Origin of the sequence: Pseudomonas sp. R1-1 (assembly GCF_051132135.1) — a bacterium.
Taxonomy (GTDB): Bacteria; Pseudomonadota; Gammaproteobacteria; order Pseudomonadales; family Pseudomonadaceae; genus Aquipseudomonas.
Map to the genome: position 1 here is coordinate 5,555,325 of NZ_CP071663.1, position 13,721 is coordinate 5,569,045.

The window sequence follows — 13,721 nt, forward strand, 5'->3', positions numbered from 1 at the left end:
CTCACTCCTACAGGTTGATCTGCGTTAGTCCAGCGGCATTACCGTCACGCTCACTTCCGGGTCATGATTGCCGCCCCCCAGAATCACCCCGCGCAGCGGTGAGACATCGGAAAAATCCCGCCCCCACGCCAGGGTGATGTGCTCCAGCGCCGGTTGCACGTTGTTGGTCGGATCGAAATCCACCCAGCCCAGCACCGGGCAGAACACCGACACCCAGGCATGCGAAGCATCAGCGCCGATCAGCCGTGGCTGTCCCGGTGGCGGTTGAGTCAGCAAATAACCGCTGACGTAGCGCGCCGCCAGCCCTCGCGAGCGCACACACGCCAGCATCAAGTGCGCAAAGTCCTGACAGACCCCGCGCCGGCGCTCCAGCACCTCCACCAGCGGCGTCGCCACCTGGGTCGCCTCGGCATCGAAGGTGAATTCGCTGAAGATTTTCTCCATCAAGTCCTGCACGCCCAACAGTAACGGGCGGCCGGGCGGAAAACAGCTGTGGGAAAACTCAACGAAGCTGCGTTTCAGATGTACGTAAGGCGACTGGAACCGATAACGGCACGCTTCGAGCACATCGGCAGGCAACGGCTGGCTGCTGTAGGTCAGCGCATCGCGGGTCGATTCCCAGGCCGGCGACTGGTTGAAATCCAGCACCGGCCGCGCCAGCACCTCGACGGTCAGCCGTGCGCCGACCTGCAGTTGGTCATGCGGGCGCTCGAACGCCAGACGGGTCAGCGGATTGCCGAATACATCCAATTCATCGCGGCGCGACGTAGGCTCCGGGCTGATCAGCAATTGCTGTTCAGTGCAGCGCTGCCAGGCGCATTCACGTGGCCACAGGTGCGCCAGTTGTTGCGCCAGCGAAACCGGGCTGTCGTAGTGGTAACAGGTGTCGTGGAAGATCTGGTAGCGAGCATTCATCAGACGGACACCGTGCGCTGGCTGACATCATCGACATGAGCGAAATGCCGCAGCGCCAGGCGATCGGAAACCTGGCCGCTGGCTTCGGCGATGTCCTGCAGCAGATCGGCCAGCCCCTCGAGCGCGGCGCGCACGCTGGACTCACCGAACAACGGATTTTCCAGGCAGCCCAGATCGAACCGCGCCAGACGCTCGACCAGTTTCGCCAGGCCGGTCTCCCGTGGCGCGCCGAAATCATCGTTCAGGCGTTTCAGCGTGCGCGTCACCAGTTTCAGCTGAAACAGCACCGCGTGCGGGTTTTGCTCATCGAGCAGCAGCAAGTCGAGCACCGGAATCAACTGCGCCACGGCCAGATAGCGTGAGCGGTAAGTGATGCTGCTGTTGCCCAGTTCCAGCAGCCATTCCAGCCCGGCCTGATCATAGGCCCCGGCGCCGCGCAAAAATGCGGCGAGGCTGCTGCTGAGAAACTGCAGACGCTCGATGCGCCGGCCAATCATCAGGAAGCGCCAGCCCTCGTCACGAGTCATGTCATCCAGGGCGAAACCGGACAGCGCCGCCAGCGACATTACCAGACGGTTGAGGAAATCCAGCAATTCGGCAAAGTCCGGCTCATCGGTTTCCAGTTCCATCGCTTCGCGCTGCAATTCGACCAGCGCTTGCCAGTTCTCCCGCGAAAGCTTGCCGCGCACCTGCGACGCCGCCCACTGCAAGCGTTGCAGATTGGAACGCAGGCTGAATGACCAGTCGTCGCCGAGCAAGGCTGCAAGCAGGCGTTCCGGCAGTTCGCCTTCGTCGGGCAGCAGCGACAGCCGCTCACCGAGATCGACCGCGGCCTGCAATGCTTGCGGGTCATCGCCATCGACATGGCGGGCGAGCATGATCCGCAACAGACGCGCGCTGTCATCGCAGCGCTCGCAATAGCGACCGAACCAGAACAGATTCTCCACCACCCGTGACGGCAGGTACGGATCACGCCGCACCAGATCATGGACCCCGACATTGCGCTGGCTCTTCCACTGCTCGCCACTCGGCGGTCGCTCACCGAGCACCCAGGTATCCTTGCTCGCCCCGCCACGCTGCATCGACACCACTTCGGCATCAGCTTCGGCGGCGACCCGGGTCAAGCCGCCGGGCAGCACCCGATAACCATCAGCGCTGGCCACCGCATACATGCGCATGCCGATCGCCCGCGGCTGCAACTGGCCTTCGTCGGCTTGCCAGACGGGCGCCTGGGACAGCTGCGCCAGCTCCTGCGCTACATAGGCATACGGCCGGGCCTGCATGCGCGCGGCCAGTTCCTGACGTTGCGTTTCAGACAAATCGCGACCGAACACCGGGGCGAAACTTTGTGAGGGAAACGCCGGCTTGATCAGCAGCTCCGGGAGTTTTTCCAATGCCTGCGCGAGCACCGGCGCTTCGCCGCACCACCATGTGGCAATCGACGGCAGGATCAGTTCTTCGCCAAACAGGTATTGATTGATTTTCGGCAGAAACCCGAGCAACCCCGGCGACTCCAGCACCCCGCTGCCCAACGCATTGGCCACCAGCACCCGGCCCTGCCGCACCGCTTCGAGCAGGCCGGGCACACCAAGCGCCGAGTCCGTGCGCAGCTCCAGCGGATCGCAGAAATCATCATCAAGCCGGCGCATGATCGCGTGCACCCGGCGCAGGCCGCTCAGGGTTTTCAGATAGACCGTGGCATCGCGCACCGTCAGATCACCGCCCTCGACCAGGGGATAGCCGAGCTGGCGAGCCAGATACAAATGCTCGAAATAGCTTTCGTTGAAGCGCCCCGGTGTGAGCAGCACCACCAACGGCGCGTCATCGTCGCACGGCGCCTGCCGCGCAAGGGTTTCCTGCAAGGTGCGGAAAAATCCGGCCAGATGCTGCACCTTGAGATCGCGGTATAACTCGGGGAACGCGCGCGAGACGATGGTGCGGTTTTCCAGGGCATAACCGGCGCCGGACGGCGCCTGGGTGCGATCAGCCGTCACCCACCAGCGCCCGTCCGGGGTCCGCGCCAGGTCCACCGCATACAAGTGCAAAAAGGTCTGTTCCGGGGTTGCGACGTGCTGGCACGGCCAGAGGAAGTTGTTGTGGCCGAATACCAGCTCCGCTGGCAGCAGACCTTCGCTGATCAGCCGTTGCGGGCCGTACAGGTCGGCCAGTACCGCGTTGAGCAGCCGGGCGCGCTGGGCGATGCCGGCGGACAATTGCTGCCATTCATCCGCCGCAATCACATGCGGCAGCAGGTCCAGTTCCCACGGCCGGTCGGCGCCTTTTGGGTCGGCGTAGACGTTATAGGTCACGCCGTTTTCCTGGATCTGCCGGGCCAGCAGTGCCTGGCGCTGAATCAGCTGCGCCGGGGTGCTGCGCTGCAACTGATCGAACAGCCGCTGCCAATGCGCGCGCACCGCTCCACTGCCGTCGAGCAGTTCATGATAAGTGCCCGCATTCAGCGGGTAGCGGTCTAGCAGGTCAGGCATGGAAAGCTCGGCAGACAGCAAGGAACGGTCAGACTAACGCAGGCAGATGACGTCCGGATAGACGAAAAATCTACTCGTCGCGCACGACATGGAAACGTCGCAAATCGAGGGTCATCGGCAGCTCGTCAGTGATTTCGACAGGGGGAGTCGGAAGTTTCCCCGGCGTGTGTCCGACGCGGAAAAACCGCGCCATGCGCCGACTCTCCGCTTCGTTGGCGTTGACCGGCAATGTCTCGTAATTGCGCCCCCCCGGATGAGCAACGTGATACTGGCAACCGCCCAGCGAACGGCCCATCCAGATGTCGAGCAGGTCGAACACCAGCGGTGCGTGCACCGGGATCGTCGGTTGCAGGCAGTTGGCCGGTTGCCAGGCGCGATAACGCACGCCAGCGACGAACTCACCGATACGCCCGGTCGGGTGCAGCGGCACCGCAACGCCGTTGCAGGTCAGCAGATAGCGCTGCGGTGGCAGGCCTTTGAGTTTGACCTGCAAACGCTCCAGCGATGAATCGACGTAGCGCACCGCGCCGCCCGCCGCGCCCTCCTCGCCCAGCACATGCCAGGGTTCCAATGCCTGACGCAGCTCGAGCTCGATGCCGTTGACCGCATAATCGCCGACCTTGGGAAAACGAAACTCCAGGTGCGCAGCGAACCATTCGGCGCGCACGGGATACCCAGCGTTGTTGAGTTCAACGATGACGTCAGCAAAGTCCTGTTCGATAAAGTGCGGCAGCAGAAAACGGTCGTGCAGTTCGGTGCCCCAGCGTGCCAGTTTCGGCGGCGCATAAGGCTCGCGCCAGAACCGCGCCACCAGCGCTCGCAGCAACAATTGCTGGGCCAGGCTCATGCGCGCGTGCGGCGGCATTTCAAAGGCGCGCAGTTCCAGCAGGCCGAGGCGCCCGGTGGCGCCGTCCGGCGAATACAGTTTGTCGATGCAGAATTCGGCGCGATGGGTATTGCCGGTGACGTCGATGAGCAAATTGCGCAGCAGACGATCGACCAGCCATGGCGCGCAGGCTTCGCCCGGTGCCGGCATCTGCGCGAAGGCGATTTCCAGCTCGTACAGCGCATCGTTGCGCGCCTCGTCGACCCGCGGCGCCTGAGAGGTCGGGCCGATGAACAAACCGGAAAACAGATACGACAACGACGGATGGTTGTGCCAGTAACTGATCAAGCTGCGCAGCAGGTCCGGCCGACGCAGGAACGGCGAGTCCGCCGGCGTCGCGCCACCGAGCACGAAATGGTTGCCGCCACCGGTACCGGTGTGGCGACCATCGATCATGAATTTCTCGGTGGTCAGTCGGGTTTGCCGCGCCTGCTCATACAGGAATTCGGTGCGTTCGACCAACTCGCTCCACGTTGCCGAAGGCTGTACGTTGACTTCGATCACGCCGGGGTCAGGGGTAATACGGAAGTTGCTCAGGCGCGGATCGCTCGGCGGCTCATAGCCCTCCAGCACCACCGGGCAATGCAGTTCTTCGGCAGTCGCCTCAATGGCCGCGACCAGTTCAAGATAGTCCTCGACCCGCTCCAGCGGCGGCATGAACAGATACAAACGCCCGTCGCGCGCCTCGGCGCAGAATGCGGTGCGGGTCAGCCAGTCGGCGGATACGTCGATGCCCGGCACGCGCTCGTCAGTGGGCGCCGGTTCGCCGTGCCGGTTGAGCTGTCCGGCGTCTGGCAATTCGGGGAAGTCCTGGTTCGGATCCTGCGGATGAATGAACGGGTACTCCGCCGCTTTCACCCACGGCTGCGAAGCCAGCGGCAGACGATAGCCGAGCGGCGAGTCCCCCGGTACCAGGCGGCAATGTTCCTCGCGCAGATACCAGCGCCCGCTCTGCCATTGATCGCCCTTGGCAGTACGCGCCAGCGGCAGCACCTGGCCAATCACCTTGTTCAAGCCCTGGCTGAAGACTTTGCGCAATCGTGCGCGCTCCAGCGGCTCCTCCAGACGCGCATCTTCGGCGCTGACGTTGCTCGGCAACGTCCCCTCGCGCCACAGGTAATAAAAATTGTCCTCATAGGCCGGAAAGACAAAACGCGGCGGCAGTTTCAGACGTTCGGCGACGCTCGCCAGAAAGCGCCCGGCCAGTTCGCCGTCGGCGCCGTAGTCTTGCTGCTCGTCGGCAATCAGCGCGTTGTTGTGCCAGATCGGCACGCCATCGCGGCGCCAATAACAATTGAGCGACCAGCGCGGCAATTGCTCGCCGGGGTACCACTTGCCCTGGCCGAAATGCACCAGCCCCTGCGGCGCGTAGTGCGTGCGCATGCGCGCGAACAGTTCGGCGGAAAGCCGGCGTTTGGCCGGCCCCAGCGCGGCGGTATTCCACTCGGCGCCGTCCGGGTCGTCGATGGAGACGAAGGTCGGTTCGCCGCCCATGGTCAGGCGCACGTCGCCTTCAAGCAGATCGGCATCGATCTGCCGGCCCAGCGCTTCAATCGCCCGCCATTGTTCATCGGTGTAGGGCTTGGTGACCCGCGGCGCTTCCCAGACGCGCTCGACCGACATTTCGTGGCTGAACTCACATTCACACGGTTCCACCAGACCACTGATCGGTGCCGCCGAGGACGGATCGGGGCTGCAAGCCAATGGGATGTGCCCTTCACCGGCAAACAACCCTGAAGTCGCATCGAGGCCGATCCAGCCGGCACCCGGTAAATACACTTCGCACCAGGCATGCAGATCGGTGAAGTCCACCTCGGTGCCGGACGGGCCGTCGAGGCTTTTCACGTCGGCGGTGAGCTGGATCAGGTATCCGGAAACAAACCGCGCCGCCAGCCCGAGGTTGCGCAGCAATTGCACCAGCAGCCACGCCGAATCGCGGCAGGAGCCGGAGGCGTGTTCGAGGGTGTGCTCGGGGGTTTGTACGCCCGGCTCCATGCGGATCAGGTAGCCGATGTCCTCACTCAGGCGCTGGTTGAGGGCGACGAGGAAATCCACCGCCGGCAATGGCGTGCGGTCGATGGCGTCCAGATAGGCTTTGAATCCGGGCGTCAGCGGCAGGGTTTCGAGGTACGGCGCCAGTTCCTTGCGCTCGTCAGCGGCATAGGCAAACGGGATCTTTTCGGCGTAAGGCTCGAGGAAGAAGTCGAACGGATTGAACACCGCCATCTCGGCGAGCAGGTCGACTTCGATGCGCAGCTCACGAGTTTTCTCGGGAAATACCAGACGCGCGAGGTAATTGCCCTGGGGGTCCTGCTGCCAGTTGATGAAATGCTGCTCGGGCGAGACTTTCAGCGCATAGGACAAAATCCGCGTGCGGCTGTGGGCAGCCGGGCGCAGACGCACGATCTGCGGGCCGAGTTCGACAGCGCGGTCGTAGCGGTAATGCGTGACGTGATGCAATGCGACATGAATCGACACGGCGTGCCTCCTGCGAGCCTGGGCGTATTGGAAAGCGCGCAAGACTTATGCCATGCACAGGCTTGCGCGCTTTCGCGGAATGCTCAGGGCAGTACAGCACCAAAATCGGGCGACGGGAGGAAATGGTTTGGGCAGATTGCACGTAAATGTTGCTAAGAGCTCCCTCACCCTAGCCCTCTCCCTGTATGTACCGGAGACATGGTGGACACATGTTCGGAGACATGGTGGACGGTTTTAGATCTTCTTACCTGCCGTCACGACCTGCAAGTTCAAGTCGATTCGAGCGACACGATGTCTACTCCAGTAGACATCGTGGATGCCGTCCTCCGTCGTCTCCCTGATCGCTATGCACCTGCCATAAAAAGCCTTTCCAATCTTGTATTCCCGATTCCTCCAAAAGATTTCGCCTCCCACCTGTACCTTCCTGACCACATCCGCGTCGCTGTACTCCGGTTCCGCCGGTCGCTCCTGATATTCCCTTGGGCTGCCACTGTAACGAGCCGCCGGCACCGCCATGCCCAGCGCCTGATGAGGGCGTTTTTGGTTGTAGATGTCGCGCCAGGTATCAAACGCCCGTTGTGCGTCGTCGAGATCGGTGAAAAACCGGCCTTGCAGGACTTCATTTTTCAGGCTGCGGTGGAAGCGCTCCAGTTTTCCCTGAGTCTGAGGATGATAAGGCCGGGAGTGACCGACCTTAATGCCCTGGCTCATCAGCCAGACTTCCAGCGCAGTATAAACGCCAGTCTGATCGCCCCATGGCGAGCCGTTGTCCATCGTCATGCGCAACGGCAGGCCGTAGCGTCGAAACGTCCGGATTAGATGGTCTTGTACAGTTTGGCGCTGTTCATTGGCACATGCGGCAATGCATAGCGAAAAGCGTGAGTGGTCGTCCAGTATTGTGAATGGATGGCAGCGTCCGTGGCTCAGACTGAAATGTCCCTTGAAGTCGATCTGCCATAGATCGTTAGGCGCTTCGTGCTCAAAGCGGATAAATGGTTTGATCTCGGTAGCCTTTGGATCAACACGCGAATGACGCTGCAAAACCGCATGCACAGTGCTGACAGAGGGCATCACAGCGCCTTCATCTTCCAGCACGCGCTTGAGCTTGCGGGCACCCCAGGCCTCGTATCGCTGACTCATGGTCAGAATCCGCTGCTCAACCTCATCAGCACAACGTTTCGGTGATGTTTTCGGTCGACGGGACTGATCGTGCAACCCCTCTACACCTGATATTTCAAACCTGTTGAGCCATTTGTAGGCAGTACTTGGGCTGATATTGAATCGACGGCAAAGCTGCCGAACATTCGCTCCTTCTTGCCGAGCTAAATGCACAAACTCTGTACGAAGTTGCATGGTGGATGCCTCTTGCCAGGACACAGGTCATCTCCTTGATGATGAGCAATGTGCCTATTAAAAAGTGTCCACCATGTCTCCGAACACCTGTCCACCATGTGTCCGGTACATACACTCCCAGAGGGAGAGGGGACTGACCGAGTTGATTATGCGAGCTACACCGACTTGAAACTTCGAGTGGAACTTCGATTCTGAAAAGCACAGCGATCGGCTCCCTTCCCCCTTGCCCCCCATGGGGGAGAGGGCTGGGGTGAGGGGGATGGATAGTGATCGTTCCCACGCTCTGCGTGGGAATGCAGCCCGTGACGCTCCGCGTCACAACCCTGTTCGACAATACTGCGAGTAACGGCTGGAACGCAGAGCGTCCCTTGAGACATTCCCACGCAGGAGCGTGGGAACGATCAGCAAAACGCCAACCCGAAGGTTGGCGTTTTCTTTTAGCGTGGTACGACCGGCTTGCGCGTCGGCTTCGGCCCTTTGCCTTTGGCGGCGTCCTTGCGTTCCTTGGCAACCTGCTGGTTGCGGGCGAATGCCGCGGCCTTGGCCTGTTCACGCTTGTCCCAAGGATTGCCACCATCACTGGCACGCGGCGGCAGGCCGTTGTGCTGGGTGAGGATTTTGGTGGTCTTCTCTTTGCCTTCCTTCGCCACTTTATGGCTACCCGCCGGCGTCGAATTCTTGCGACGCGCGCTCTGATAGCTATCGGTGGCCGGCTGGTGCGCCGGGATCAGTTGATCCTTGCCCGGGCCGATCAGATCGCCACGGCCCATGCGGATCAATGCTTCGCGCAGCATCGGCCAGCCTTTCGGGTCGTGATAACGCAGGAACGCCTTGTGCAGGCGACGCTGATCCTCGCTCTTGACGATGGTCACGCCGTCGCTCTTGTACGTCACCTTGCGCAGCGGGTTCTTGCCCGAGTGGTACATCGCGGTGGCGGTGGCCATCGGCGACGGGTAGAACGCCTGCACCTGGTCGGCGCGGAAGCCGTTGCCCTTGAGCCACAGCGCAAGGTTCATCATGTCTTCGTCGGTGGTGCCCGGATGCGCCGCGATGAAGTACGGGATCAGGTACTGCTCTTTACCCGCTTCCTTGGTGTACTTCTCGAACATGCGCTTGAACTTGTCATAGCTGCCGATGCCCGGTTTCATCATCTGGTTGAGCGGACCTTCCTCGGTATGCTCCGGGGCGATCTTCAGGTAGCCGCCAACGTGGTGGGTCACCAGCTCCTTGACGTATTCCGGCGACTCGACCGCGAGGTCGTAACGCAGGCCAGAAGCAATCAGAATCTTCTTCACCCCCGGCAACGCACGGGCGCTGCGGTACAGCTGAATCAGCGACGAGTGATCGGTATTCAGATTCGGGCAGATCCCCGGGAACACGCACGATGGCTTGCGGCACGCGGATTCGATTTCCGGGCTTTTGCAGGCGATGCGGTACATGTTCGCGGTCGGCCCGCCGAGGTCGGAAATGACCCCGGTGAAGCCCGGAACCTTGTCGCGGATCTCTTCGATTTCGCGAATGATCGATTCTTCGGAACGGTTCTGGATGATCCGGCCTTCGTGCTCGGTGATCGAGCAGAAGGTGCAGCCGCCGAAGCAGCCACGCATGATGTTCACCGAAAAACGGATCATGTCGTAGGCGGGAATTTTCTCCTTGCCGTACGCCGGGTGCGGAACACGCGCGTAAGGCATGCCGAACACGTAGTCCATTTCTTCAGTGGTCATCGGAATCGGCGGCGGGTTGAACCAGACGTCGATCTCGCCGTGCTTCTGCACCAGCGCGCGGGCGTTGCCCGGGTTGGTTTCCAGGTGCAGCACGCGGTTGGCGTGGGCATAGAGAACCGGGTCGTTGCGGACTTTTTCCATCGACGGCAGACGGATCACCGTCTTGTCGCGAGTCATGCGCGGGCTGGCCAGGATCTGCACGACCTTGGCTTCCTGCGGATCTTCAACCGGGCCTTTCTCCTGCTCGATGGCGCAAGCCTGAGTGTCCTGGGTGTTGACGTACGGGTTGATGATCTTGTCGACCTTGCCCGGACGGTCGATGCGCGTGGAATCGACTTCGTACCAGCCCTGCGGGGTGTCACGGCGGATGAACGCCGTGCCGCGCACATCGGTGATGTCTTCGATCTTGTGGCCGTAGGACAGACGCTGGGCGACTTCAACGATGGCCCGCTCGGCGTTGCCGTACAGGAGGATGTCGGCGCTGGCGTCGATCAGGATCGAGTTGCGCACCCGATCCTGCCAGTAGTCGTAGTGGGCGATGCGGCGCAGCGAAGCTTCGATGCCGCCGAGGACGATCGGCACGTGCTTGTAGGCTTCCTTGCAGCGCTGGCTGTAGACCAGACTCGCGCGGTCCGGACGTTTGCCTGCCATGCCGCCGGGCGTGTAGGCGTCGTCGGAACGGATTTTCTTGTCGGCGGTGTAGCGGTTGATCATCGAATCCATGTTGCCCGCTGCGACGCCGAAGAACAGGTTCGGCTCGCCAAGCTTCATGAAGTCGTCTTTGGACTGCCAGTTCGGCTGGGCAATGATCCCGACGCGGAAGCCTTGCGACTCCAGCAGCCGGCCAATGATCGCCATGCCGAACGATGGGTGATCGACGTAGGCATCACCGGTAACAATGATGATGTCGCACGAATCCCAGCCAAGCTGATCCATCTCCTCCCTGCTCATCGGCAGGAATGGCGCTGGTCCGAAACATTCGGCCCAATATTTTGGATAGTCAAATAACGGCTTGGCTGCTTGCATGTCGACGACCGGTGTTGAAGTGAAAAATCGCGGGCGCGGAATATAGCACAAATTTTGACCAATTCCGACGGCAGTGGTCGGTTTCTCCAAGAGGCCGCCCATCCGGACATCACGCGTTCCATATGAACGCACGACGCACCATACGGCAAGGAAGCCGACCACTCAGCGCATCTTCGGGATAGCGAGGCGTGAACGTTAAAGGATGACAAGCAATGCCAATCAAACCGCCAGTCAGAGGCTCAACAACCGCATCGGTCCATGGGACGCGCGTCAGCGACTCGGTGCCCGGGCCCGTTAACAGGAATTCATTCGGCGGCACGTTGGCGCCTCCTTCTCCTGCCCGGCACCCTTCGTCATCGACCGATCCAGCTCACTCGGTCATCACTCCTGCGCCACCGCGAGTTGCGATCAGCTCAACTGCAAACTCAGCCCCCGCCCCCGCTCTGCCCGAGCGTCCACTGAAGGACTACTGGATCACGTCGCTGGCGGTGCTGCCGGCACCTGACGCCCAAGGTATTTCGGTCTACAAAGGACGTCAGTATGTAGAAGTGCCAGACGGCGGTTATGTCCAGATCGGAGTAGATCCGGGCAGTGGCCTTTATCGCGCGAAATTATCGAGTGAACTGATACCTTCAGGACCGGTTTTAAAGCCCGACGTCGAACGTTCGCTCTGGTATCCCGTTGAACGTCTGGTGCCGTTGACCTATCCGCTGTCAACGGCACGACTGGAGGCGTTTCGCACCGACCTGGATTTCAGCACGGCCGATCCGGGCAGTGATGGACTGTATCGCTTCAATGGCAAGCTCTACGCATGGATAGAGCAACATGCCTATCAAGTCCTGCATGATCTCGATGCTTCGTCGCCGCAGAGGTCGGTGATGCGCATCGTTCGTCCCGGGGACGCGGTCGCCACCGATGCTGGCAATCTTTACGTGGCTTCGCGCCCCGGCAGTTCGGAGCCTGTCGCGTTCGATAGCCGGCACGGCTGGCAGGGCACGATTGTGTACGGTGCCGCAGGTATGCCGCGAACCGTGGCAGAGTCTTCAAGTGCCTATTGGCAGCGTCTGGAAGTGGGCTCTGAACTTGACCAGATAAATCTGCGAGTCCAAATAGCTCACGAGAAACGTCAAGAGCTGATCGCTGCCTGGCTGACTGCGAAGGATCTGGAGGGTGAGCCCGCCAAGCGGGTTGCGGCCGAATTAAACGCACTTATACATCGCGAGCTGCACAGCCACCAGGAACTGGAAAGTCTGGAGAGGGCCCTGAACTACTACAAAGAGCAAAAATCCGTCGTAATTACCGTTATTACGAAGGACAGTTACAGAAACAAAATGATCGCGTTGCAAAAAGGGAAAATGCTCGCCTATCAACAGCTCATTGAATGCGGCCTGAGTCGTCGCGCACTGGAGGGTCCACTACTTGACCTTGCTCCTGACAGGCTTCCACGGACCGTCAGCTTCCTCTACCGATTGATGGGCCACCTGAAAGAGCGCCAGCTCATTGCCGATAATCTAGTGAAAAAATGGAAGGTCTCGCCGGACGATTTGAGCGACATACTTTCATCGGCGGACACTCATAACGTCGTCGCCTCGTGGGTGCTCACCAAAAGTGTACTGCTGGACAATCCTCTGTTGGTCGGCAACGCTGTTCAGGCTTCTCACCTGGCTGTCCAGTTCGGTCAGGCAACCCTCGTCTACGCAGCGCTTGGCAAAATCCCGGAAGACCTGCACGTATCGGTACTCAGTGGCCTGTCTCAGCAATGCGCCGCACTGCGTGACTGGTACGACCGACTGGACCTGCCAGTTGGCCCCGAACACGTCACCTCACGCAATGACATCAACGCAGAAATCCAGGCGTTCGAGCACACCCTGGAAACCCGCCTGACGCGCCTCTATCTGGACCAGCCGGACGGCTCCGCACGACCCGCCCCGGATCAGCCGATTGACTTCGACTATATTCCGCCACAAGACCGAAGCGGCCCGCAAACAAAACCCTGGCGCCTGTTTCGGGCGAAAAAAAACGGTGTCAGCAAGATCAACATCGGCGAGTCACGACGCACCGATCTCGGGGAAGAAGTCATCGACGTCAGCAGCCCCTTTGATCCCAAGCAACCCATACAAACCTACGAGCACAGAGAGGGAGAATGGCGCCCGGTACAGACGATTCGGAAAAAACCCTTGCCGGCGCTGCTGGAAAAGGCCGATCGACTGCTGCGCAAATCCGACTCGCACGTCAATACCGCCCTCAGGGAAGAGCAGAAAAAATACAACCCGGACAATATTGTCGAAACACTGGAAGGGAGAGTCGGAGCGCTGGATGACACAGCCCTGCAGCTTCAGAGATTCGAACACAGCGATGCCAACGCCAAGGCGTTGATCCAAAGACTGAAACAGGACAGTCAGCGCCTGCGGTCCGCAGGTGAGGACATTCGCATCCGGATTTACAAGGACAAGAGTTTTCTCTGCGTCGACCGGGTGATTTATCTGATCGACAGGGAGCACGTCCGGGCGCGGAAAACCGCCAGCCGCCTGAAACGGGGCAAGGGCCAGGAAAGAGAATACCTCGACATTTACGTGCTGACGGATGCCCACACCGGCGCGCCACTTTGGCACGCGCACTTTCATTACCCTGCCGTAGACACGCCCGCTCTGAACTTCAACGTGCGTGGCGGTCACTTGAAAACGCTTGAGCAAAGCGCAAAGGGCAGCATGTCGCAGCGCAGAGAAGAACAGGCGGGACGACGACACGTCGCCATTTGGCGCCCTGACTTCGACAAACGCACCGCGCAAAGAATTTTCGATCTGGCGGCAACCACTACTGATCGCGTCACGTAATGGCTGTTTCCCCGGCCAG

At 60.8% G+C, this 13,721-nt stretch carries 6 protein-coding genes; 1 reads left to right on the forward strand and 5 read right to left on the reverse strand.

Going from position 1 to position 13,721, the window contains the following annotated elements:
* Positions 1-24 precede the first annotated feature (24 nt).
* From J3P75_RS24925 to J3P75_RS24945, 5 genes are all read right to left on the reverse strand, one after another.
* Positions 25-915, reverse strand: coding sequence for a transglutaminase family protein (locus J3P75_RS24925; protein WP_434708551.1), 891 nt, complete (start codon positions 913-915; stop codon positions 25-27).
* Positions 915-3,401, reverse strand: coding sequence for a circularly permuted type 2 ATP-grasp protein (locus J3P75_RS24930; RefSeq protein WP_434708552.1), 2,487 nt, complete (start codon positions 3,399-3,401; stop codon positions 915-917). The genes J3P75_RS24925 and J3P75_RS24930 overlap by 1 nt, the downstream gene beginning before the upstream one ends.
* Positions 3,402-3,471: 70 nt before the next feature.
* Complete coding sequence (locus J3P75_RS24935; RefSeq protein ID WP_434708553.1) at positions 3,472-6,765, reverse strand: DUF2126 domain-containing protein; 3,294 nt, start codon at positions 6,763-6,765, stop codon at positions 3,472-3,474.
* 234 nt (positions 6,766-6,999) lie between these two features.
* The gene (locus J3P75_RS24940) at positions 7,000-8,142 is read right to left on the reverse strand and encodes an IS481 family transposase (RefSeq protein ID WP_434707542.1); all 1,143 of its coding nucleotides are present in this window, start codon (positions 8,140-8,142) and stop codon (positions 7,000-7,002) included.
* Positions 8,143-8,555: 413 nt separating this feature from the next.
* The gene (locus J3P75_RS24945) at positions 8,556-10,868 is read right to left on the reverse strand and encodes a YgiQ family radical SAM protein (protein WP_434708554.1); all 2,313 of its coding nucleotides are present in this window, start codon (positions 10,866-10,868) and stop codon (positions 8,556-8,558) included.
* Positions 10,869-11,080: 212 nt separating this feature from the next.
* Between J3P75_RS24945 and J3P75_RS24950 the strand changes: the two genes are divergently transcribed.
* Positions 11,081-13,702, forward strand: coding sequence for a hypothetical protein (locus J3P75_RS24950; RefSeq protein ID WP_434708555.1), 2,622 nt, complete (start codon positions 11,081-11,083; stop codon positions 13,700-13,702).
* Positions 13,703-13,721 lie beyond the last annotated feature (19 nt).